General features: G+C 33.4%; 1 protein-coding gene. It reads right to left on the bottom strand.

Translation table 11 applies throughout. From position 1 onward, the window contains the following. Positions 1-514, bottom strand: a 514-nt coding sequence (locus MUW74_RS04035; protein ID WP_243519056.1) for a hypothetical protein, incomplete at its 3' end; no start/stop codon positions are given. Positions 515-1,088 lie beyond the last annotated feature (574 nt).

Genomic DNA, 1,088 nt, shown 5'->3' with positions numbered 1-1,088 from the left:
TAGAGCTTTTTCTGAGCGTAGTATTATAATTATTGGTTGCTATGCTTCTATAAGAACTATAATTATTGACTTGATAGTTAGGTTCTTGATCATATTTAGTTCTTTTTGCATTCGTTTCACGCATATCCTCTATGGGTCTTTTATAAGGACCATTTTGTACATGATTGTTTCCTGTCTTTCTATCATAGCGATTATTAGGGCATTGATAGTGAGGCGCTTGTTTAAATCTTTTTGAGTTGCTCTCTATATCAGGTTCTCTAGGCCTTTTTTTACTTTGTTCTCGTAAAACGCAAATCTGAGCATAGGTATAAGTTTGATTGGATCTCTTGGATGGTTCTGGACTATTCATTTGAGGTATCTTATCGGGTATGCTTGGGTTGGTACCACTATATTTATTACCATCATATCTTTCTCTGTCACTCCATCTATAACACTTTTTTAGCTTGAAACAAGATGGTAATAGAAGGATCACTAACAATGCTAGATGGCTAACCCTAAACATTAGGTATAACATGATGTTGGCTGTTAAGTTAAGCTTAGAATGGTAAACATTATTCCGCTCTCTGGTAGATCAATCGTATCTCTAGTAGATGAATCTGATCATTTTTACTATAGCTTCAGGGGTTATTTTTTGTGATTGTTGAGTTGATAGGATTGAATGGATGGTATTATTATTTGTTCACTTTGAGATTTTTATGTACTCATTTGTTAAAAGCCTTTTTTATCCCACTGTTTTCTTGATAAAGAAGTGGATAAATAATTAAACCCTCTGTAAAAAGTTGCGGAAAGTGCCGGTTGCAGCTGGAACAACAGAACTGGCGCGCTAAGCGAGCTTCAAATAAAAAAGCATACATAAAATGCAGTATATATTTTCTACAATAGATTTACTTGTTCCATAAAAAAATAAGCTTAGCGATTAATACAGTAATAGTTAAGATGCAAAGTAATCAATATTTAACACATCAGTAAGGGAAATCCTAGGAATATTCCTCATTTTAGATTATGAAAAAATTATTAAATTTGCAAGAGTATTGACCATATAATGGCCTACAACTTTCTCAAGTTGAGGGTATTGGCCTAACATGGAG

The organism is Candidatus Cardinium sp. cBcalN2 (assembly GCF_022810445.1).
Classification (GTDB): domain Bacteria; phylum Bacteroidota; class Bacteroidia; order Cytophagales; family Amoebophilaceae; genus Cardinium.
This window is presented reverse-complemented; position numbering and strand designations above follow the sequence as displayed.